Source organism: Arcobacter sp. CECT 8989, from assembly GCF_004116715.1.
Lineage (GTDB): Bacteria > Campylobacterota > Campylobacteria > Campylobacterales > Arcobacteraceae > Halarcobacter.
In genome coordinates this window covers 105,227-126,347 of sequence record NZ_PDKE01000003.1, presented here as the reverse complement: position 1 = coordinate 126,347, position 21,121 = coordinate 105,227, and the positions used below count along the sequence as shown (strand labels likewise).

The 21,121-nt window shown below is 27.4% G+C and carries 19 protein-coding genes; 12 read left to right on the top strand and 7 right to left on the bottom strand.

What is annotated here, in order from left to right; translation table 11 throughout:
* Positions 1–248: 248 nt before the first annotated feature.
* From CRV02_RS04135 to CRV02_RS04110, 6 genes are all read left to right on the top strand, one after another.
* Complete coding sequence (locus tag CRV02_RS04135; protein WP_129089276.1) at positions 249–869, top strand: hypothetical protein; 621 nt, start codon at positions 249–251, stop codon at positions 867–869.
* A 154-nt stretch (positions 870–1,023) separates the two neighbouring features.
* Entirely contained in the window at positions 1,024–1,434 is a 411-nt protein-coding gene (gene glmS / locus CRV02_RS04130; RefSeq protein WP_129083436.1) for a methylaspartate mutase subunit S, read from the top strand.
* Complete coding sequence (locus CRV02_RS04125) at positions 1,434–2,798, top strand: methylaspartate mutase (protein WP_129089275.1); 1,365 nt, start codon at positions 1,434–1,436, stop codon at positions 2,796–2,798. Before glmS ends, CRV02_RS04125 begins: the two co-directional genes overlap by 1 nt.
* The gene (locus CRV02_RS04120) at positions 2,795–3,985 is read left to right on the top strand and encodes a glutamate mutase L (protein ID WP_129089274.1); all 1,191 of its coding nucleotides are present in this window, start codon (positions 2,795–2,797) and stop codon (positions 3,983–3,985) included. The genes CRV02_RS04125 and CRV02_RS04120 overlap by 4 nt, the downstream gene beginning before the upstream one ends.
* Positions 3,986–4,139: 154 nt before the next feature.
* The gene (locus CRV02_RS04115; protein WP_129089273.1) at positions 4,140–5,714 is read left to right on the top strand and encodes an AMP-binding protein; all 1,575 of its coding nucleotides are present in this window, start codon (positions 4,140–4,142) and stop codon (positions 5,712–5,714) included.
* A gap of 193 nt (positions 5,715–5,907) precedes the next feature.
* The gene (locus CRV02_RS04110) at positions 5,908–6,183 is read left to right on the top strand and encodes a c-type cytochrome (RefSeq protein WP_129083432.1); all 276 of its coding nucleotides are present in this window, start codon (positions 5,908–5,910) and stop codon (positions 6,181–6,183) included.
* A 57-nt stretch (positions 6,184–6,240) separates the two neighbouring features.
* Here CRV02_RS04110 and CRV02_RS04105 read toward each other — a convergent pair whose 3' ends face one another.
* The 3 genes from CRV02_RS04105 to CRV02_RS04095 all read right to left on the bottom strand — a co-directional run bounded on the left by CRV02_RS04105 (position 6,241) and on the right by CRV02_RS04095 (position 9,184).
* A complete protein-coding gene (locus CRV02_RS04105) occupies positions 6,241–6,984 on the bottom strand; it encodes a slipin family protein (protein ID WP_129083431.1) in 744 nt (247 codons plus the stop codon).
* Positions 6,985–6,987: 3 nt separating this feature from the next.
* Positions 6,988–8,262 (bottom strand): nodulation protein NfeD, encoded by a 1,275-nt coding sequence (locus CRV02_RS04100; RefSeq protein ID WP_129089272.1) that lies wholly within the window; start codon positions 8,260–8,262, stop codon positions 6,988–6,990.
* Between the two features lie 67 nt (positions 8,263–8,329).
* Positions 8,330–9,184: a GGDEF domain-containing protein gene (locus tag CRV02_RS04095; RefSeq protein WP_258239223.1), complete on the bottom strand. Its 855-nt coding sequence runs from the start codon at positions 9,182–9,184 to the stop codon at positions 8,330–8,332.
* A gap of 124 nt (positions 9,185–9,308) precedes the next feature.
* Here CRV02_RS04095 and CRV02_RS04090 point away from each other — a divergent pair, with 124 nt between their 5' ends.
* Positions 9,309–10,472: a hypothetical protein gene (locus tag CRV02_RS04090; RefSeq protein WP_129089271.1), complete on the top strand. Its 1,164-nt coding sequence runs from the start codon at positions 9,309–9,311 to the stop codon at positions 10,470–10,472.
* Between the two features lie 108 nt (positions 10,473–10,580).
* The gene (locus CRV02_RS04085) at positions 10,581–12,008 is read left to right on the top strand and encodes an SDR family oxidoreductase (RefSeq protein ID WP_129089270.1); all 1,428 of its coding nucleotides are present in this window, start codon (positions 10,581–10,583) and stop codon (positions 12,006–12,008) included.
* Here the strand turns inward: CRV02_RS04085 and CRV02_RS04080 are convergent, their stop codons facing one another.
* From CRV02_RS04080 to rsmH, 3 genes are read right to left on the bottom strand one after another with little or no spacing between them, the layout of a single operon-like run.
* Positions 12,009–15,095, bottom strand: coding sequence for an efflux RND transporter permease subunit (locus tag CRV02_RS04080; RefSeq protein WP_129089269.1), 3,087 nt, complete (start codon positions 15,093–15,095; stop codon positions 12,009–12,011).
* Positions 15,076–15,345: a hypothetical protein gene (locus CRV02_RS04075; protein WP_129083425.1), complete on the bottom strand. Its 270-nt coding sequence runs from the start codon at positions 15,343–15,345 to the stop codon at positions 15,076–15,078. Before CRV02_RS04075 ends, CRV02_RS04080 begins: the two co-directional genes overlap by 20 nt.
* Complete coding sequence (gene rsmH / locus CRV02_RS04070) at positions 15,338–16,240, bottom strand: 16S rRNA (cytosine(1402)-N(4))-methyltransferase RsmH (RefSeq protein ID WP_129089268.1); 903 nt, start codon at positions 16,238–16,240, stop codon at positions 15,338–15,340. The genes CRV02_RS04075 and rsmH overlap by 8 nt, the downstream gene beginning before the upstream one ends.
* Positions 16,241–16,301: 61 nt before the next feature.
* Between rsmH and CRV02_RS04065 the strand changes: the two genes are divergently transcribed.
* The 4 genes from CRV02_RS04065 (at position 16,302) to CRV02_RS04050 (ending at position 20,673) form a co-directional block, all read left to right on the top strand.
* The gene (locus CRV02_RS04065; protein ID WP_129083423.1) at positions 16,302–16,880 is read left to right on the top strand and encodes a class II aldolase and adducin N-terminal domain-containing protein; all 579 of its coding nucleotides are present in this window, start codon (positions 16,302–16,304) and stop codon (positions 16,878–16,880) included.
* A 113-nt stretch (positions 16,881–16,993) separates the two neighbouring features.
* Positions 16,994–17,269, top strand: a complete 276-nt coding sequence (locus CRV02_RS04060) for an HU family DNA-binding protein (RefSeq protein WP_129008301.1) — start codon at positions 16,994–16,996, stop codon at positions 17,267–17,269.
* Between the two features lie 260 nt (positions 17,270–17,529).
* Positions 17,530–18,468, top strand: a complete 939-nt coding sequence (locus tag CRV02_RS04055) for a hypothetical protein (RefSeq protein WP_129089267.1) — start codon at positions 17,530–17,532, stop codon at positions 18,466–18,468.
* Positions 18,469–18,552: 84 nt separating this feature from the next.
* Entirely contained in the window at positions 18,553–20,673 is a 2,121-nt protein-coding gene (locus CRV02_RS04050) for an ATP-binding protein (protein ID WP_164968959.1), read from the top strand.
* Here CRV02_RS04050 and CRV02_RS04045 read toward each other — a convergent pair.
* Positions 20,662–21,000, bottom strand: coding sequence for a hypothetical protein (locus CRV02_RS04045; RefSeq protein WP_129083420.1), 339 nt, complete (start codon positions 20,998–21,000; stop codon positions 20,662–20,664). The genes CRV02_RS04050 and CRV02_RS04045 overlap by 12 nt on opposite strands.
* Positions 21,001–21,121 lie beyond the last annotated feature (121 nt).

The window sequence follows — 21,121 nt, the reverse complement described above, 5'->3', positions numbered from 1 at the left end:
AAAAAATTTTGATAATGATATATCAATTTGTATTAAAATCAAGAAAAAAAAAGCCCCACTTAAAAAAGCGAGGCTATATTCAATTATATTCAGTTGTAAAGATGACGAAAATTAAAATTATTGGTAGTAGGAGGTTTTTAATTTTCTTATGGTGTAAGTTTAATATAAAAATGTTAATTGTGTGTTAATTATCTTAATTAATTAATTTTTTTATACTATAATTTCAATTCTAACTGCAAGGAGTTTTTATGAAATTTGTATTTAACACCCTATTTATCGTAGTTTTATCACTATTTTTTGTAGCTTGTAGTAACAAAAAAAATGATTTAACAAATGAAAAAGAAACAAAAATTACTAAAAAAATCGAAGCTATTTACATAAGTCATATAGAAAATGACAATTTAAACTTAAAAGAGCATCTTACAAAAGAGATTAGTAAACAAAACAATAAAAAGCTGGCAACAAAAAAAGAAAAAACAGATGCAACTATTAAAACTGAGATATTAAACTCAAATATGAATTTTGAATATTTTTATAAACCTACAAATACTGAAAAATGTTTAAACTATAAAATTGTGAACAACTCAAGAAAATGTATAGAATATGGAAAAGTACAAATCCCTTGTAAGAAAAAAGAGTTTAATCTAGAAACAAAAATAGATTTAATATCAAAAAACAAAGAAGTTCTTTTCTCTAAAGTTTATAAACAATCCTTTTCTAAAAATGTATGTAAAAATATAAAATACTCTTTTAACCCAACATATCATATACCTGCAAATAAAGATGAACTAATTAAAGAGTACAATACTAAATTAGCTAAAAAAATAGCTAAGGACTCAATAAATGATATTAATCTAAATATTCTTTAGTAAACAATTAACTTAAAACAATTTTACAACTTTTACGAAACAAAGTAAGTAGTTGTGATTTCTTGGTACTTTCATAAGTCATTCTAATAGAAATGTAACCTACTTTTAGCTAAACTATTTGCCTTTTAATAATAATCAAAATGTAGGTAATCAAATGAAAGTAGTAACAGGTGTAGTTGGAAACGACATCCACGTTGTAGCAAACAGACTTATAGAACTTTCACTGCAAGCTAGAGGCTTTGAAGTATTTAACTTAGGTGTAAATACATACTTAGAAGAGTTTGTTGATGCAGTGGTAGAAACTAACGCAGATATTCTTCTAATTTCTTCATTAAATGGCGAAGCTGAAGGTTGGTGTAGAGAAGTTAAAATCTTAAAAGCAAAGTATGGAAATCTTCTTGATAATGTAGTATTTATGATTGGTGGGAACCTAGTTGTAGGAACTGGGGATGCTTCTGATATTGTTCCTAGGTTTAAAAACTATGGATTTGATTTGGTATTTCACCAAGTTGATTTAAATACAGGATTAGATGAGTTAGAAAAATTCATGAAGGAAAGAAACTAATGAGTTTACTACAAGAAGAAAGAAATATCATATTAAACAACGAATACGTTGATAACTTTGATTTTGCAGAAGTTGAAGAGTTTGTAAAAAATGCTTCAAAAGATTTATTTATCTCTTACAACTTCAAAACAAAAAACAAAATGTTAGTACAGCCTCGTGGTGGTTTCCCAACATATGACAAGATGTTTGCACTTTATGAGTTTTTTGATAAAGCAGATGTGGATGTATTACCTTGTACTATTGATTCAAATACAAGATTAAATGACTATGCAACTGCAAAGAAAATGCTAAGACTTAGTGAAGAAAATGAAGTTGATATGCTAAATGGATACCCACTTATCAACCATGGATATAGAACATCAAGAAAAATGATGACTCACTTTAATAAACCAATCTCTTTAAGACATGGTACTCCTGATGCAAGACTTTTAATAGAAACTGCCATTGCTTCTGGTATTTTTGAGATTGAAGGTGGACCAATTACATATCTACTACCTTACTCTAAGAACTTCCCTTTAGATAAAGCATTCCTTTACTGGAAATATGTGGAAAGAGTTTGTGCTGAGTATTCAAAACTAAATGAACCAATAAATAGAGAATCATTTGGACCATTAACAGCTACACTTGTTCCTCCTTGTATTACTATTGTAATTCAATTATTAGAGATGTTATTATCTTTAGAAGAAGGTGTTAAATCATTCTCTGTATCATTCTCTCAAACTGGTTCTATGAATCAAGATATTGTAATGGGTGCAGTTATTAGAAAACTAGCTAAGCACTATTCAGAAGAGATTGGTGTTACTGATGCAGATATACACTTAGTTTATCACCAATGGATGGGAGCATTCCCTATGGATCAAAACTTTGCATCTCAACTTATAAATATGAGTACAGTAATTGCTTCTATGGTTGGAGCGAATAAAATTATTACAAAAACAAAACAAGAAGCTTCTGGTATTCCTACAAAAGAAGCAAATGCAGAAACAGTAGCAAATACACAATATTTACTTAGAATATTAAATGGTTTACCAAATATTGTAGATAAAGAAGAAGAAGAAATTTTAACGGCTGAAGTTATGGCTATTATGGAAGCTGTATTCAATGACCCAGCAGATACACTTTGGAGAAAAGTATTTAACTCTATTAAAAATGGAACAATTGATGTGCCATTCTCTCCACATATCATCAATAACAATGAAATGATTACAGTAAGAGATAGAAATAAAAATATTAGAATCATAAAAAGAGGAAAAGTTCCAATTCCAGATAGATGTTTTGAGTATGAAAAAAATCAATGTGATTTAAATAAAGATACAACATCTATTGTAAATGATATCATCCATGACATAGGAATTATGCAATGAGTAAATTAGAAAATAAACTATTAATTGATGTAGGAAGTACATACTTTAAACTATGTACTAAAGATAATGTACAACAACACTTTAGAGACTTTAATAAAGATATTTATGATGATTTAACTTATAAATGTGGTGAAATCATTAAAGATTATGACAAAGAGAATATCCATATTTGTTCTTCTGCAAATGGTGGTTTAAGTACTCTTATTATTGGAGTTACGAACTCTTTTTCTTTAAAATATGCAACAAATATTGCTTTTAACTCAGGTATTAATATTATTGATACTGTTTTATTTAGAGATATTGAAAAAACTTCTATTCCAAGTGACTTAATTGATGTAGTAATAGTTGTTGGAGGAATTGACTCTGTAGCAAATATCTTTGATGAAAGACTATTTAAGTTCTTAGATGGTTTAAACTACTCAAATATAGTATATGTTGGAAGTGAAAAAGACTCTGCATTTTTAAAAGAAAATATCGAAAATGTAGTAGTACTACCAAATATCATAAATGAAAAACTTCATGTTGAAGAAGAAAACCTAAAAGAGTATTTAACAAACCTTTATCAAGCTGATATTATGGGGAAAGAAGATATCAAACACCTATATGATATTACTTCTAATCAGATTTTTTCTACTCCATATATTGTAAATAAAACTCTACCTATGATTGATTCAAAATTTAAGGTTGCTGACCCATATATTTTAATTGATATTGGTGGAGCAACTACGGATATTCACTACTCTAAAGACTTAGTTGAAGAGAATATGGTAACTGAAAATGAGTATGATAGACTTGTATTTAAGAAACTTGGGGTTTATAAATCAAAAGAGTCTTTAATCTTTGCAGCAAAAAACAATGAGTTTGTTTATGAACTATTAGCTCATTTAAAAGTTACTGAACATATTTTTGATGAAACAAGTGAAAAAGCAACAAGAGTTTTAATGCAACTTGCTATTTTCTTAGTACTTTGTAAGGTATCTGCTTATAGACAAGCCTATGTAAACTTAAAACTAAATGCTTTAAACTCTATTGTTTTAACAGGTGGAATTACGAAAGTATTAAAACAAGAAGAAATAGAAGATATAGTAACATTCTTCTATAAGAAAATATTAAATTCAGAGCACAACCCTACAATCGTAATGGATAATAATTATGATGTATGGACTCTTGGAATGTTAGAGAAGTAATTAAATCTCGAGGCTTTACTCGTTAAAGCCCTTTAGAGTTTTCTCAAAGAGAGTTTGACAACAAGCTTCTTTTAAAAGGAATTTATTTCCTTTGCTAAAAAGAAGTTATTAAATAAGGTCCCTTCAAATTTGGGACAAATTTTAAGGAAAAAATATGTCTATAAATTGTATTAGAACACTTATTGAAGATGCACAAGCATCTCACCCAGAAAAAGTTGCAATAAAATTTAATGAAAAAGAGATAACATATAAAGAGTTATTTACAAAAGTTAATCAAATAGCATTTTATCTAAGAGAATTAGATTTACCAAAAGGTAGTAGAATTGGTATCTACTCTACAAAAAGTATAGAACAAGTAATTGCTATACTTGCAATTTTATCTACTGATTATGTACTTGTTCCATTAACTAGACTTTTAAAGTCAGAGCAAGTTGAATACATAATCAAAGATTGTGATATTAAATGTATTATCACGGATAGATTAAAATTAGAGTCAATTGAAGAAATTAACTTTGATGGACATATTGTATCTTATGAAACTACTCACAAAGATATTGCTTCATTTGAAGAGATTTTCAAATACTACAATAAACCTTATACTTGTGAGATAAGTGGTCATGATAATGCAGTTATTACTTACTCATTTGGATTAACAGGTACACCAAAAGGTATTGTTATTTCTCACAGAAATCTAATTGACTCTGCAAGAGTAGTAAGTCAGTACTTAGATTTAAAAGAAGATGACGTTATATCTGGAACACTTATTTTCAATCTTGACTATGGATTAAATCAAATTTTCTGCTCACTATATAAAAGAGCTACTTTAGCTTTACATAGATTTATTCTTGCGGGAGACTTCTTTAACCACTTAATTAATGATGAAGTTACAGTTGTACCTTTAATGCCTATTAATATCTCTTCTATGTTTGATGAAGATGAGCATAGACTTCCAAGTGCAGATTTACTATCTAAAGTTAGAGTATTAACTTCTTCTGGTGGTAATGTTACACATAAGATGTTAAAAGATTTAGATAAATACTTCCCTGATGCAAAGTTTTATTCAATGCATGGACTTACAGAAGCATTTAGATCAACATATCTAGAACCTTCTCAAATCTGGATTAGACCTGATTCTATTGGTAAAGCTATTCCTGATGTTGAATTATATGTAATCAATGAAGAAGGCAAAGAATGTAAACCAAGAGAAGTTGGTGAACTTATTCATAGAGGTGGATATATCTATAAAGGATATTGGAATGCACCTGTAGAAACGAGTGAGCGATTTAAATCTATTCAGATTTTAAAAGATGTAATTAACTTAGAAGGACAACTTACAGATGAAACTGTTGTTGCAACAGGAGATTATGTTTATAAAGATGAAGAAGGTTACTTCTATTTTGTTTCAAGACATGATGATATGATTAAAACAAGAGGATTTAGAGTAAGTCCTTTTGAAATAGAATCAGTAGTTGCAAATAATCTTCCTCAAATAGACCAGTGTGCTATTTTCTCTATACCAAATGAAGAGATAGAAGAAGAGATAGTTATGGTTTATAGTGCAAGAAGTGAGATTGCTTCAAAAGAGATAATCTTTGAACTAAAAAAACACTTAGCTTCATATATGATTCCAAATAAAATAATTTATAAAAAATCTTTACCTTTAGTTCCTAGTGACAAAAGTAAAATTAACAAAGAAGAACTAAAAGAAGAACTTCTTAAAGACAACTAATATAGTTTAACTATATTAGTTCTCAACCACTCAAATACTCCACAATTTCTACACAATCAATTCATAAAATTCAGTATAAAAGTAACGTTCTTAATTACTTAGCTTAAAATTAATTTAGTATTGATATAAATCAAAGCAAAATTAAGTTTATTAGGTTAAAATTCTAAGAAATAATTAAAAAAAAGGATCTCTAATGAGAAAAATTTTACTTCTAACTTCAATTCTTGCATGTGCTGCATTTGCTAATCCATATGCAAAGTGTGTTGCATGTCATGGTGCAAATGGTGAAAAAGCTGCTATGGGTAAATCTAAGATTATCAAAGATATGACTAAAGCTGAATTTGTTGCTGCAATGAAAGGTTATAAAGATGGATCTTACGGAGGACCTATGAAAGGTTTAATGAAAGGTCAAGTTGCTGGTCTTTCTGATGCTGATATCGAAGCAATCGCTAACCAAATCGCTAAGTAATCTTAAAACTAGAGTTTCTAAACTCTAGTTTACACCTAACTCCCCTATTTTATATCACTAACTTTTCTGAGTAAAAAACTTACCTAAATCACTTCCAAAAGGAAATACAATAGTATTTGTTTTATCACTTGAAATATCACTTAATGTCTGAAGATATCTTAATTGAAGGGCTTGTGGGTTATTTGCTAATACATTAGCTGCTTCTAAAAGGTTTTGACTGGCTTCAAGCTCACCTTTTGAGTTAATGACCTTAGCTCTTCTTTGCCGTTCAGCTTCTGCTTGTTTTGCAATAGCTCGTATCATACTTTCATCTAAGTCAATATGTTTTATCTCTACATTTGAGATTTTTATTCCCCAAGCATCTGTTTGTTTATCAAGTATCTCTTGAATGTCTTCATTTAACTTTTCTCTTTCTGCTAACATTTCATCAAGGTCATGTCCTCCAAGAACTGACCGTAAAGTAGTTTGTGCAAGTTGGGATGTTGCATCATTAAAACTTTCAACTTGAATAATTGCCTTTTCAGGGTCAACTACTCTATAATAAACAACAGCATTAACCTTTACAGAAACATTATCTTGAGAGATTACATCTTGAGATGGAACATCATGTACTATAGTTCTTAAATCTGTTTTTACCATCTTTTGAATAAAAGGAATCACTAAAATCAAACCAGGTCCTTTAACTCCTGTAAATCTTCCTAATGTAAAGATTACACCTCTTTCATACTCTTTTAAAATTCTAATTGAAGCTGCAATTATTGCTATAACAATAAAAACAGTATATATAACTGTCATAAACATAACTTACTCCTTTTTAGGTTTTACTTGAAGTACTAAACCATCAATACTTTCTACTATAACTTCTTTACCTTTTTCAAGCTCTTCATTACTTTTTGCATTCCATACTTCTGAATGAATTTCAACTTTATAAATATCATCTTTCTTTTTAATAACCTTAGCAACAGCTCCTATCATTTCATCAATACCTGTTTTTGCTTTTTGTTTTCTCTCTTGAATTATTATTTTAAGTAAGTATATAAAAATAGCTGTACTTACTAAAGCAAAAGCAATTATTAAAGATAAAGAGATATCAACACCTAGTGTCTTTTCATCAAATAATATTAAAGAACCAAATACAAAGGCAATAACTCCACCAATACCCAATATTCCAAAACCTACTATAAATACTTCTGCAATCATAAGAACAAGTCCTATTAAAATAAGAAGTAAGCCAGCTATCTCAAAAGGTAAGATATTAAGTGAATATAGTGCTAAAGCACCACTTATTAAGCCTGTTACACCAGGAAAAATAGAACCAGGATTCATCAACTCAAAAAAGATTCCATAAATAGCTAAAAGCATTAGGCCATAAGCAATACTAGGATTAGAAAGATAAGATAAAAGCTTTATTTTAAAGCCCTCTTCTATAGTGTGTACTTTTGAGTTTGTAGTATCTAATTTAACTATTTTTTTATCTATTTGAACTTCTAAACCATCAAGCTTTTTTAAAAGGGAAGTCATATCATTTGCTATAAAATCAATAACACCAAGCTCAAGTGCTTTTTGGGAATCTATACTTGCACCTTTTGTTACGCTCTCTTTTGCCCATTGTATATTTCTATTTCGAAGTTTTGCTAAACTTTCGATATATGCACTTGCATCATTTATAGCTTTTGTTTGCATAGTAGATGGTTTACTGTTTTTTTCTTCTGTAAATGCTAGTTGTACAGGTGTTGCAGCGCCTACATTTGTTCCTTCAGACATAACTGCAATATGTGAAGCATATAAGATAAAAGTTCCTGCACTTGCAGTTCTAGAACCTTTTGGAGATACATAAACAACAATTGGTATATTTGAATTAAGAATCTGAGAAACAATATCTCTTGTAGAAGATACTAAACCACCCGGTGTATTAAGTTCGAAAATTATAAGTTGAGAGTTTTGTTTATTTGCTTCTTTGATAGATTTTTTAACAAAGGCACTACTTGCAGGATTTATAGCTCCTTCATAAGCAAAATGAGTAATATTTGAAGCAAAAAGAGTAAAAGTTAAAGTAAAAAATAAAACAAGCAGTCTCATGACAAACTCCTTTATTTTATAATCATACTCCACTATTTTTTTTATGTCAAGTTAGAGTTTTCTCTAATCAATTATAAATAATAGTATCTCTACCCTGCTCTTTAGCTTGATAAACTGCACTGTCTGCCCTTTTTAGCATTTCATCTTTTGTTTTACAATCACTAAAAAATGATACTCCGATACTAACAGTTAAAGTTACATCTTGTTTTGGGTGATATATTTTGTGAGCTTTAATCTCTTCTTTCATTTCATTTAATTTAGATTCTATTTCATATCTTGGAAGAAAACATAAAATTAAAAACTCTTCTCCACCGTATCTGTATACTTCACCATTTAAAAAGCCTGCATACTTTTCTATTTTTTTAGCAAGATAAGTTAAAGCTTTATCTCCTGTATCATGACCAAAATTATCATTTATACTTTTGAATCTATCTGCATCTATAAAAATAGCAGTTAATAAATCCTTATTGTTTTGATTTATAAACATAGACAAATCATTTTCCATTTTACGTCTATTATAAACGCCTGTTAAATGGTCTCTATTCATATTATCTTCTAATAAAGCTCTTTCTCTTAATAACTCTTGTATTAAAGTATCTTTATAGTTTTCATCAAGGTCTGAGTTTTTTTGTTCAATAATTCTTCCTAAATAAAACTCAAACAAGTCTTTTTTGAAGGAATAATCTATCTTCTCACACTCAATAATCATTTGAGGTTTCTCTTCACCTAAACCATTAGTTATTTTTATTTTATCAATTTGTTTAATACTATATTTTATTTTGTCATTTATAATTTTAGGCTCAAGTAGTTCTCTCTTCCAATAAGAAGAAGTACTCTTTTCTAAAACCTTTAATTTTTTTAATTGGATATCTTTAAATAGTTCTTTACTGACAGAAATTTTATACATATGAAATATTATCAAGTATGCCCTTAATATTTGAATTATAAATTAATATTTATAATTTAAACTTATAATACTACTAATCTATTTTTAATATTTTTTAAAGTATATTTCCATAATTTAAAATTATATTTAAAGGATATAAATGACTTTAAGAGAAAAATTCAACCCTATGTGTTTTTTAGCTTCATTAGGTTCTGGTGGGCTATCTGTATCATTTTTTATGTATCTAATGTTTTTAGTTCCACATAAAGATACACCAATGGCAACATTTAACCATATATTTCCTGAACTTATAAAAGGAACATGGATATCTATTACTATTGCAATTGCTTTATTAGGTATTATACTATTTGCCTTTTTTCACTTTAAACTACTTATTTGGAATACAAAACAGTTTAATATGTATAAAAAAACAGACAACTATAAAACACTTGTGAACTCAAATGCAGAAATCACGCTTATGACTATTCCTTTAACTTATGCAATGACTATTAATGTTTGTTTTGTTCTAGGAGCTGTTTTTGTACCTAACTTATGGTCTATAGTTGAGTTTATGTTTCCTTTTGCCCTACTTGGATTTGTTGTAGCTGGATATTTTGCATTGAAGATAATATTTACTTACTTTTCAAGACTATTAGTAAAAGGAGAGTTTGATTTTACAAAAAACAATAATCTTTCTCAAATGATTTCAATCTTTGCATTGGCAATGGTTTCAGTTGGGTTTGCAGCACCTGGTGCTATGAGTCATAATATTGTGATAAATGCCCTAGGAATATTTGGAGCTATATTCTTTGGTTCTTTTGCTATTTTATTACTTATCATTAAAATAACAATGGGATTCAAAAATATGTTTGAACAAGGCATTTCAATAGAAGCTAGTCCTTCACTGTGGATTATATTACCTATTCTTACACTTTTAGGAATTATGATGATTAGAGTATCTTTTGGACTTGACCACAACTTTGATTCAAATATGAGTAAATCTTCTTTATTTACTCTAACTTCTACTATTCTTTCTATCCAAATTATTTTTGGAATCTTAGGTTATAAAGTTATGAAAATGAATAAATACTTTGAAACCTATGTTGATGAAGAAAAAACTAGGTCTTCAGTATCCTTTGCTTTAATTTGTCCAGGAGTAGCATTTTTTGTATTTGGTATGTTCTTTATCAATTTTGGACTAACTTTTAATAATGTAGTAGAGAAATACTCTGTTGCATACTTTTTACTAATGATTCCATTTATATTTATACAATATAAAACTATTATCTATTTCTTTAAACTAAAAAGAAAATTTAACTTCTAAATATATAGTCTCTTTTGTGAGACTATATATAAATTTACTATTAAATGTAATAAAATTTATACTAAAAGATATTTTCTAATGTTATAATAAAATAAAAAAGGATATATCATGAAAGTATTACTTACAGGTTCAACTGGATATATCGGTAGAAGATTAAAGCAAAGACTCATACAAAATCAAGGTATAGATTTAAGACTATATGTTAGAAATAAAAAAACCTTATCTCAAAACCTTCCTTCAAATATAGACATTGTAGAAGGTGATACTTTTAATAAAGAAAAACTAAAAGAAGCTTTAAAAGATGTAGATACAGCTTTTTATTTAGTTCATTCTCTTTCAAGAAGTGATTATAAAAATCTAGATAAACAATCAGCCCAAAACTTTTTAGATGCAGCTATAAAGTGTGGTGTTAAAAGAATCATCTATCTTGGAGGTTTAGGAGTTAAAAACGAACAAACAAGTGAGCACTTATTAAGTAGAATAGAAACAGGTGAAGTTTTAAGTTCTAGTAAAAATATTCAAACTATTTGGATAAGAGCTGGAGTTATTATAGGCTCAGGAAGTACAAGTTTTGAGATAATAAGAAATTTAACTGAAAAACTTCCAATAATGACAACTCCAAAATGGGTAAATACAAAAGCTCAACCTATAGCAGTAGATGATGTCTTAAACTACTTAGAGCAATCTATTTATCTAAAAGAAAAGGAAAACTTAATAGTTGACATAGGAAGTGAGCAACTAACATATAAGCAGATGATGCTAGAAACAGCAAAAGCTTTAGGCTTAAAAAGAGTGTTAATACCTTTACCTTTTCTTTCTATTAATGTTTCATCATATTGGCTAAACCTGTTTACTCCTGTACAATTTAAAGTAGCTAAAGCTTTGATTGAAGGGCTAAAATCAGAAGTTGTTATTCAAAATGACAATGCAAAAAAATACTTTCCTAAAATAGACCCTATTTCATACATAGATGCGGTTAAAAGAGCTGTTAAAGAGATAGAAACTAATCAAGTAATAAGTCGTTGGTCAGATACTGACAACTCTGGTAAAATTTGGGATAGGAACCACGATAAAGAGATTGCTGATGCAATTTTTTTAGATAGAAAAGAGTTACTATTAAAAGACTTATCAAAAGAACAAGTCTTTAAAAGTTTTACGAGTATTGGTGGGAAAGATGGTTGGTTTGCTTTTGATTTTCTTTGGGAAACAAGAGGTTTAATTGATAAAATACTTGGTGGAGTTGGTTTAAAAAGAGGAAGAAAAAATCAATACAATCTTAGTGTAGGAGAGAGTTTAGACTTTTGGAAAGTTGTTGATATAAAAGAGAATGAAAGGCTACTACTTTATGCACAAATGAAAGTTCCAGGAACTGCTTGGCTTGAGTTTAAAATTGAAGATAATAAGCTTATTCAATCAGCTTACTTCTATCCAAAAGGATTATTTGGAAGAATCTATTGGTATAGTTTAATTCCTATTCACTATTTAGTTTTTAATAATATGATTAAATCAATCATAAAAAAAGCAGAAAAGTTTTAACTATTCTGCTTTTCTTAAATAAATAAGTCTATATACCATCGGAACATAGTATAAGTTTAGAACTGTTGCCCATAAAATACCAAACCCTAAAGCAACTGCCATAGGTTGTAAAATTAAAGCTTGTCCAGAAGCAAAAAACATTAAAGTCGCAAGTCCTAAGATTGTTGTAATTGATGTTAATAAAATTGGTCTTAATCTCATAAGTGCATAATCTTGCATCTCGTCTAAATTTTTAGCTTTTTTAATAAAATCCATCATAATAATTCCATCATTAACTATAACTCCAGCTAATCCTACAATACCAATTAAACTTGGCATTGTAATATTTAAATCTAAAACCAAATGACCTAGTAATACTCCAAATACAGATAAAGGAACAGTTGATATTATAATTAAAGGTTTAACTAAAGAATCAAACATCCATATTAAAGCAAGGAAGATTAAAATAATAGCTAATAAAGCAGCTTGTGCCATCTCTTTTTGTACCTTTTCATTCTCTTCTTGTTCCCCTTTAATATCTATATTTACAAACTGTTTTTGTTCTTCAAGAGTGGGGTTTAATTGTTCGAAAACTTCAGATGAAGTAACCTTATTGATACTTGCTGTTACAGAAACTATTCTTTTAGAGTTTTCTTTAAAAATTTGAGACTGAGCATTTTTTCTAACTATAGTAACAACATCTTTTAAAAGTACTTTTTGAGCTGTTCCAGGAATTAGAACTTCAAATCTATCTAAAGAAGATAATTCATCTTTATTTTTACTTTGGAAAACTACTTCAACAATACCTTTATCATCAAACATTTTTGAATAAGCACCTTTAAAATAAAAAGGTCTAACAGCAGAGATAATATAGTTTTCAGTGAAACCTAGTTTTTGTCCATATTCATTTACTTTGAATTTTAACTCTATATTTCCAACTAAAATATCATCAGCTACATTTGAAACACCATTTATCTCATTTAATTTATCTTTTATAACTTTAACTGAGTTATTTACATTTTTAGTATTTGCTCCTGAAATAGCTAACTCTAAATCATTTTTAACAATACCTGCACCTGGTATAGTTATTTTAAACTCTTCATATTTACCACTGTTAATTAAAGGCTGTAAAAGAGCTCTTAGTTCCTCTTCAACCTCTTGGGCTGATTTCTCTCTAATCATGTTTGTATCATCATATTTTGGAGACAAATAAGGGTTTATATATTTATCAAAAATATTTTGAGGTGCTCTTTCATAAAGATTTACAAATATTTGAAAATAGAACTCTTCATTTTGAGGCAAGTTTTTACCATCAAGTTTCATACCAGTAACAGAAGAGATAGAGTCAATATTATTTGCAAAATCATATTCATCAATAATCTTTCTTTCTATTTGCTCAACAAGTTTTTCTGTTTGCTCTATTTTTTTACCAACGCCAACAGAACCGTTTATATATAGTTGTGTAGAATCAAAATCTGGTAAAAACTGGAACCTTGACTGTGATGCTATAAATACAGTTGAGATAAGAATAGAAATAAGCATAACAATAACTGCTAAATATTTTCTTTTTAGTAGAAAACTAAGTATAGTTCTATAGATTTTTTTATTCACTTCCCAAATTCTATCTGATCTTTTCTCTTTTTTATGAACATCAAATATCTGTTTTGCATGTAAAGGAAGGAAAAAGAAAGCTTCAACTAAAGATGATAATAAAAGTATTGTAATCATAATCGGTAATACTTTCATAAACTTCCCTACTTCACCTGTCATAAGTAGAATTGGTAAAAAAGCAAAGATAGTAGTTGCAGTTGCAGTTAAAACAGCTGGATAAACTTCTAAAGCTCCATCTAAAGAAGCTTGGAGTCTATTTTTACCCATTTCCATATGTCTGTAAATATTTTCGCCAACAACAATTGCTTCATCAACAAGCATACCAAGAGCAATTAACGCCCCAAGCAGAGATAGCATATTTAAACTATAACCCATAGCTTCAGCGGATATAAGTCCTATCATAAATGAAGTTGGAATACCAATTGCAATAACAATTGCAATTCTTACATTAATAAAATAGAACAAGGCCATAAATAAAAGACAAAGTCCAAACAAAATATTTGAAACAACAGTATTAAGTCTATTTTTAATCCACACAGAAGTATCGGTATGAGTATCAAAAGATAAAGAAGGATAATCTCTTTTTGCTTCTTTTAAAATCTCTTTTATTTGTTTTACTAACTCAATTGCATCACCAGTATCACTTTTGTTTATACCAATAGAAACATCTCTATTTCCATTGAAATGGGAGATATTATTTACATCAGCAAGTTTAAACTCAACCTTTGCAATATCTTTTAATAAAACCCTTTGATTGTTTATTTTTATTATTGTATTTTTAATCTTGTTAATGTCTTTTTCACCATTAAAAGTACTTAAATAGTAGTGTCTTGTACTATCTTTTATAATACCTGCAGGAAAAATAGAGCTTATATTTTGAACAGAGTTAACTACATCTTGAAGATTTAAGCCATAAGCTAAGATTCTATTTTCATCAAATTTAACCAATAACTCTTTATCTGAATCTCCCCAAATAGAAATAGAACTTAAATCTTTAAGTGCAGAGATTCTTGATTTTACATCATCTGCTACATCAAGAAGTTTCTCTTTAGAATCTTCACCATAGATAACAACAGTAATTAAAGGAATCTCACCTATTACTTCTTTTACTATAGGTTCGTCCATATCACTTGGAAGATTTACTTTTGTTTTTGTAACTATATCTTTTACATCATCAAGTACATCAGTAGCTTCAAAGCCTCTTTTTAACTTTATATTTATAGAAAAAAATCCATTTTTAACTATAGATGTAATATCACTTGCTTCTTCTAAAGATACAAGCTCGTCCTCTAAATCCTCAACTGCCATTTTATCAAGTAAGTCAGAACTTGCTCCTGCGTAAGTTCCAGTAATAGCAACGGCATCAAGTGAAGCAGGAGGAAAAATCTCTTTTGGTATTTTAAAATATGCAAAAACAGAAAGTACTAATAAAAAGAAGAGTAAAAAGTGGTTTAATATAGGTTTTCTAAGTGCGAACTCAATTATTGTTTTTATCATAAGCTTCTTCTATTGAATATATTATTAAAGAGTCTTCAATTTGATTTTTAAACTTCATATCCTCTAATTGTTGAGCCAAAAATTTATTTTCCTCTTTTAAAGAGATATAATGGGCATAAAGTTTATTAATATCTTTACTAACATAATATATATTATTTGCTAAAAAAATCTTTGGAAAAAATAGTATAAGACCTAATGCTAAGGTACCTAATACTATTAAAAGAGAATTTTTAGGGTTAAGTTTAATCAAATTTGAAAATCCTTAATTTTGAACTTCTACTTCGAGGGTTTTGTTTTATTTCCTCTTTTGTAGGAATAACTGGTTTTCTTGTAATTATCTTACCTAAAGAGTGATTATTTCCACAAGTACATCTAAATGCATCATTTGGACAAATACAAGATTTACTCCACTTTTTAAAATAGTTTTTAACAATTCTATCTTCTAAAGAATGAAAAGAGATAATTGCAACAGTACAGTCTTTAAGGTTTGCACTCTCTATTGAATCAAAAAGTCTTTCAAGAACTCCAAGCTCATCATTTACTTCTATTCTAATACCTTGAAAAGGAAGTGTTGCAGGATGAATTTTTCCTTTGTGCATTTTTTTTGATAAAAGAGTTGATAACTCCTTTGCAGATGAAAACGGTCTGTTATTTACAATTAAAGAAGCAACCTTTTTATACTCTCTTACTTCTCCATACTCTTTTAGTACTCTTTCAAGTTCATGTTGAGAATAACTATTTACTACAACAGAGGCATCTAAAGATTGGTTTTGATTCATTCTCATATCTAAAACTGAACTTTCAAAACCAAAACCTCTATCTTCTTTATCTAATTGTAAAGAAGAAACACCAATATCAGCTAAAATACCTTTTATATTCTCATTTTTAAACTTTTCAATAACATGCTCAAAGTTTCCTTTATTAAAAGTAACTCTATCTTCAAACTCTTTTAATCTATTACTTGAAAATGCTAAAGCTTCATCATCTTGGTCATTACATATTAGCTTTATATTTGGATATTGTTTTAACAATCCTTCACTATGGCCACCATAACCAGTAGTACAATCAATAATATATCCATCATTTATATCTTCAAAAGCATCTAAAGTCTCTTGAAAAAGCACTGGAATATGGGGAATTTGCATTAAATTTGTCCTTAGTAGTTTTTATGTATAATAGCGAAAAAATTATTTAAGGTTTTTTAAAATGATAGACCCAAATACAGTTAAACTTTTAAGTGACTTATCTTTAACAATGTTTAGAAAAAATTTCTTTGGTATCTATCATGGTGCAATATCTTCAAAAGTAGACCATAATACATTTATAATTAATACCTCTGATGCAATCTTTGATGAAATGACAGAAAAATCATTATGTAAGCTTAATATGAATAAAAGAGATTATAGATGGAATGTTGCAAGTATTGAATCAGAAATTCATGCAACTATATACAATAATATACATGAAGCAAAATATATTGCATTTGGAATGCCAATTTATACGACTGCATATACCTTTGAACATGATGAGATTATTTTTGATGATTATTTTGGGAAAACAGAGTTTTCTAAAATAAAAGTATATGACCCCGGAGATTTTGATTCATGGTATGATAGAAATGCTTTAGAGATAACAAAATACTTAAAAGAATCACAAGAACATATAATTGTTATTAAGGGTGTTGGTACATACGTGTATGACAGGGATATCAATAATCTTGTAAAAAGAATTGCAATTCTAGAGAATTCTTGTCGACTTTTAAGTATAAAATCAACATATAAATAATAAATAGTTAAATTTTATAGCATTTTAACCCCAACATATCAGCTTTTTAGCTATTTTAAAGGTTAGTTACTATAAAGTTTATTAAATTTTTATCTTACACAAGGAGTTCGTCTATGAACAAAGCTGAATTTATTGATGCAGTTGCTGCAAAAGCTGGTCTTTCTAAGAAAGATGCGAAAGGTGCTGTTGATGCAGTATTAGAAACTGTTACAGAAACTTTAGTAAAAAGAGAATCTGTTAGTTTTATTGGATTTGGAACATTTACAACAGCTGATAGAGCTGAAAGAACTGCAAAAGTTCCTGGAACAGACAAAACTGTTAAAGTTCCTGCAACAACTGTAGCAAAATTCAAAGTTGGTAAAGCTTTAAAAGAAGCTGTAGCTAAGTAATTTTACTTTCTATTCAACTTATAAAGGGTCTATCTTCGGATGGACCCTTTTTTTATGCCTAAATTTTACTCTTACTAAAAAATTATTTTATTTATTCTATTTCTATTTTTTCTATTTTTTAATTTATCATTCCACACTTTTAAAATAACTTCTATTTTCATAAAAAATATCAATTTTTATAGTTGATATATAGTTTTATATAAGTTTAATAATAGTTGATATATAGTTTTATATAAGTTTTAATAAAAAAAGAAGTAAAAATGAATGATAAAGAAAAGATTTTTAATGACTTGATTTCATGTTTAGATACTGAACACACCCTATTTTCAAAAAAAGATAGATTCCTTCAAAACCTTAATTATGTAAAAAAACTATTATTTTCTGGATTATCAACTAAAAAACAAATAGAACTTTATTCAAAAGAGATTGAAGAGATTTCAAGAAGTGCTTATGAAAACTATTGTAAAAAATATCTAAAAGAAGAGTATGAAAAAGGTTTATTGAATACCCTACTTTTTAGAAATATAAAATCTATTGCTCATTATTTAACACAAGAAGAGAAACCAACTTCAACTAAACTTTATAATATATTATTAGAAAGTGGTTCTTTAAAACAAGCTAGAAATAAAAAAGACTCATCAATTGATTACAAAACATTTGAAGTATTATTAAAAGAGTTTTTAAAAAACAAAGGTTATGAAAACATAATAGAGTTTGATAAAGAAGAGAGTCAAATAAATATAGAAATTACAAATGAAAATACACCAGTTCAAAATACACAACAAGAAGAAGAAAAAGAAGTAAAAATTGAACTTGTAGATGGAACTTACAAATATTATGATAAAAATCTTTTAAAGACAGAGTTTATAGAGTTTGAAAATAGTTATATTGATAATAATATTAAAGAAACCAACGTTTACTATATTCAAGCAAGATATATAGATAAAGAGTATAGTTTTGAAAAGTTTAAAGAAGTTATAAAAACTAATAAGCTAATAGAAAACTATTCAATTATAGTACACAATAATTCAAGTGTTGATACAAGATTATATATTTATAGATTTATTGACAATAAACTTATTATGCTAAAAAGCCTTGATGCAGCTTCTTGTGTCTTTGAGCTAGATGAACTAATAAGAAGAGGAAGAACAAACTTTTTTGAAAAATTAGATGAGCATATTGACTACATTACAAGTTAATTTTAGATTAAATTTATAAGTTTATTATATTTTTTACTTATTTTAATGATATTTCTTGTTATTATATTTAACAAGGAGTTTATTATGGCTTATATTACTTCTATTAGAAAAAACACTTTCCTTTTTTTAATTACTATAGGTATTATTAATACTATTTTAGCATTTATTGTATTCATATATATCCAGAAAAAACAAAATGAATTGCTCTATTACTCAAAACTTGATATTGCAAAAACTGAATTTAAAGAAACAAATAAAAAAATAAATACTGAAATCAATCATTACAAGTTAGTATTAAACACTATCAAGGAGAATAAAGATTTAAAGAGATTTTTTGATGGTGAAAAAAATATTATAAAATATTTAAGAGAAGACCTAAGTGATTTTGTTAAAGCAAATGGAAATATCTTTCAATTAAGATTTATCAATAAAGATGGAAATGAAATAATTAGAATTGATAAAGTGAATGGGATTACAAAAATTGTTGAAAAATTACAGAACAAAGCTAAAAGATACTACTTTAAAAAAACTATGAATCTAAAAGAAGGAGAGTTTTATATCTCTAATTTTGATTTAAATATTGAACATGGAAAAATAGAGATTCCTTTTAAACCTACAATTAGAATTTCTACACCAATATATAGAAATAACTCTTTTGAAGGAATTATTATTATAAATTTTTTAGCAAATGATTTAATTGCTAGTATTAAAGATAAAGAATCCTTTGATGTTTACTTCATGGATAATGAAAACAATTTTCTACTGCACCCAGATGAAAACAAAAGTTGGAGTACACAAAGAGGAACAAATCATAAAGTAAAAAATGAAATACCAAATATATACAAACTAATAAAAAATGAAAATACTAAGGTTTCAGATAAAAAACTACTTTATTACATAAACTCTATTGATATAACAGATAATAAGTTTTATATAATTTATTCTATAAAAAAACAATTATATGATGCCTATATGGAAGAAGCTACTAGAAATATAATTCTTTTTTTTGTTGTAATCTTTTTATTTTCTATTCCTTTTGTTTTCATAGGAGCATATTTCCAAGCAATAAGAATGGAAATACTTGATAGACTAATTAATAATATCCCCTTTCCTATATGTTTAAAAGATAAAAATGGAGTATTTCTACTAGTAAATGAGTCATTAACTAAACTATATGGCTGTACTTCCAAAAAACAACTTATTGGAAAAAAATCTTATGAATTCACTCACAGAAATCTTCCTTATACATCAAAAGAGAAAGATAATGATGTTTTAAAAAAACAAAAAATAAAATTTCTAGATACAATAACACTTAAAAACAATAAAAAACTTTACTATGATACAAGAATTATAAAAATCTCTTTTTTTGGACTTTTTAATAAAACATATATTTTAGGTATAGCCATTGATATCACTGCAATGAAAACTCTAAATGAACAATTACAAAAGAAAGTAGATGAGGAATTAGAAAAAAGATTAGAAGCTGAAAGAATATTAGCACAAAAGGCTAAACTTGCAGAAATGGGAAATATGATTGATAATATAATTCATCAGTGGAAACAGCCACTTAGTATTATTAAAGTTACATCACAAGCCCTTGAAATGAACCTAGAGATGAAAAATCTATCAGAAGAACAAAGAGAGTACTATATTAAAACTATTATAGAAAATGTAGACTTCATGAGTGATACAGCGAATGATTTTAGATCTTTTTTATCTCCTGATAAAATTAAAAGTGAATTTACTATAAAAGACTGTACTAATAAGATTTTAAAAATCCTATTCTTACGCTTTAGAAAACAAAAAGTTGAAGTAATAAACAATGTTGAAGAAGATATTAAAATTTATGGATACAAAAGTGAATTATGCCAAGTGCTTTTAAATATTTTCAATAATGCCCTTGATGAATTTAATGGAAAAAATAACATAGAAGATAGTAGTATTACAATAAGTACTTATAAAAAAGAAGCTTCCATAGTTATAGAAATTGAAGATACTGCTGGTGGAATCAAAGAAGAATATATAAATAAAATATTTGAAGATAGATTTACAACAAAGGATAAAGAAGGTACAGGTATTGGATTGACAATATCAAAGAGAATTATTCAAGAAAGTTTCAATGGTTCAATCAAAGTAGAAAATAAAAATAAAGGAGCATGTTTCATCATAAAGCTTCCTCAAGAAGATAACACTCTAGAAAACTAAAGTTTTTTCCATTAAGAATGGATAAGAAATATCAGCTTTACTACTTTTTTTAAAACCAAACTTTTTATAAAAAGATATAAGTTTTTCTAGGTTTAAGCCATTTGAATCTAAAGGTAATGGATTTAAATAAATCTTTTTATATTTACTCTGTTTTGAAATATATTTTAAAATACCTTTTAGGGTTTCAGTTCCATACTTTAGGTTTCTAAAAGCAGGTAGAGTTTTTATTATTTCTAAAGTCAATGTATCATTTTCAATACTAACATTACCAAATGAGATATCATTATTATTAAACAACATTTTATCTTTCTTTTTTAACACTTTCATACTAAGTCCTTCAATTAGTACTGCAATAGTATCATTTCATAATATATTTTAACTAGATGTAGTTTTATTAAAGTTATTTTTTAATTTATATATCAGCTTATTATAAAATTATTTTTAGGAA

What these genes read in the sequence shown, in the direction of transcription:
- CRV02_RS04125 (WP_129089275.1), top strand. Translation starts at nt 1,434, where the DNA reads ATGAGTTTACTACAAGAAGAAAGAAATATCATATTAAACAACGAATAC.
- CRV02_RS04060 (WP_129008301.1), top strand. Translation starts at nt 16,994, where the DNA reads ATGAACAAAGCTGAATTTATTGATGCAGTTGCTGCAAAAGCTGGTCTT.
- CRV02_RS04085 (WP_129089270.1), top strand. Translation starts at nt 10,581, where the DNA reads ATGAAAGTATTACTTACAGGTTCAACTGGATATATCGGTAGAAGATTA.
- CRV02_RS04135 (WP_129089276.1), top strand. Translation starts at nt 249, where the DNA reads ATGAAATTTGTATTTAACACCCTATTTATCGTAGTTTTATCACTATTT.
- CRV02_RS04110 (WP_129083432.1), top strand. Translation starts at nt 5,908, where the DNA reads ATGAGAAAAATTTTACTTCTAACTTCAATTCTTGCATGTGCTGCATTT.
- CRV02_RS04105 (WP_129083431.1), bottom strand. Translation starts at nt 6,984, where the DNA reads ATGTTTATGACAGTTATATATACTGTTTTTATTGTTATAGCAATAATT.
- rsmH (WP_129089268.1), bottom strand. Translation starts at nt 16,240, where the DNA reads ATGCAAATTCCCCATATTCCAGTGCTTTTTCAAGAGACTTTAGATGCT.
- CRV02_RS04080 (WP_129089269.1), bottom strand. Translation starts at nt 15,095, where the DNA reads ATGATAAAAACAATAATTGAGTTCGCACTTAGAAAACCTATATTAAAC.
- CRV02_RS04065 (WP_129083423.1), top strand. Translation starts at nt 16,302, where the DNA reads ATGATAGACCCAAATACAGTTAAACTTTTAAGTGACTTATCTTTAACA.
- CRV02_RS04115 (WP_129089273.1), top strand. Translation starts at nt 4,140, where the DNA reads ATGTCTATAAATTGTATTAGAACACTTATTGAAGATGCACAAGCATCT.
- CRV02_RS04090 (WP_129089271.1), top strand. Translation starts at nt 9,309, where the DNA reads ATGACTTTAAGAGAAAAATTCAACCCTATGTGTTTTTTAGCTTCATTA.
- CRV02_RS04100 (WP_129089272.1), bottom strand. Translation starts at nt 8,262, where the DNA reads ATGAGACTGCTTGTTTTATTTTTTACTTTAACTTTTACTCTTTTTGCT.
- glmS (WP_129083436.1), top strand. Translation starts at nt 1,024, where the DNA reads ATGAAAGTAGTAACAGGTGTAGTTGGAAACGACATCCACGTTGTAGCA.
- CRV02_RS04050 (WP_164968959.1), top strand. Translation starts at nt 18,553, where the DNA reads ATGGCTTATATTACTTCTATTAGAAAAAACACTTTCCTTTTTTTAATT.
- CRV02_RS04120 (WP_129089274.1), top strand. Translation starts at nt 2,795, where the DNA reads ATGAGTAAATTAGAAAATAAACTATTAATTGATGTAGGAAGTACATAC.
- CRV02_RS04045 (WP_129083420.1), bottom strand. Translation starts at nt 21,000, where the DNA reads ATGAAAGTGTTAAAAAAGAAAGATAAAATGTTGTTTAATAATAATGAT.
- CRV02_RS04055 (WP_129089267.1), top strand. Translation starts at nt 17,530, where the DNA reads ATGAATGATAAAGAAAAGATTTTTAATGACTTGATTTCATGTTTAGAT.